The organism is Roseateles chitinivorans, from assembly GCF_002761755.1.
Classification (GTDB): domain Bacteria; phylum Pseudomonadota; class Gammaproteobacteria; order Burkholderiales; family Burkholderiaceae_C; genus Roseateles; species Roseateles chitinivorans.
Genome location: NZ_PEOG01000170.1, coordinates 1 through 522 on the forward strand (window position 1 = coordinate 1; position 522 = coordinate 522).

Sequence of the window (522 nt, forward strand, 5' to 3'; positions counted from 1 at the left end):
TGGGCAATGAAAAAATGATGGCTATCAACACCAAAGCTGGTGCCGGTAAAAATCAGTTTGGTGTTAAAATGGGTGATATCAGGAATATAGCCAAGAAGTTAAAGATCAATCATGAACTGGGTTTACAGTTATGGAATGCAGGTAATATTGAAGCACAATTTTTGGCCATACTGATCATGAAACCTGATCTCCTCAGTGCACAGCAGTTGGATGCTATGGTACAACAAATTGATTTTACGCATGTGGCAGACTGGTTTAGTTCTTATATCTTGAAAGATCATCCGGCCAAAGAAGAACTACGAATAAAATGGCTAAAGTCTAAAAATAAATGGGCCTTACGTGCCGGTTGGAGTTTGATGGCTGGTAAAATTGCCAGAGATGCCGATGGATTGGATATAGATGCTTTGTTAAAACAATTACATAAAGAAATGCCCAAGGCAGAACCCGAAGTACAATGGACCATGAATTTTGCATTGGCATATATCGGTATATATCACCCTATTTATCGAAAACAGGCTTTGA

At 38.7% G+C, this 522-nt stretch carries 1 protein-coding gene; it reads left to right on the forward strand.

The features are described 5' to 3' along the window. Nucleotides 1-17: 17 nt before the first annotated feature. Nucleotides 18-522, forward strand: a 505-nt coding sequence (locus CS062_RS25215) for a DNA alkylation repair protein (protein WP_199174372.1), incomplete at its 3' end; no start/stop codon positions are given.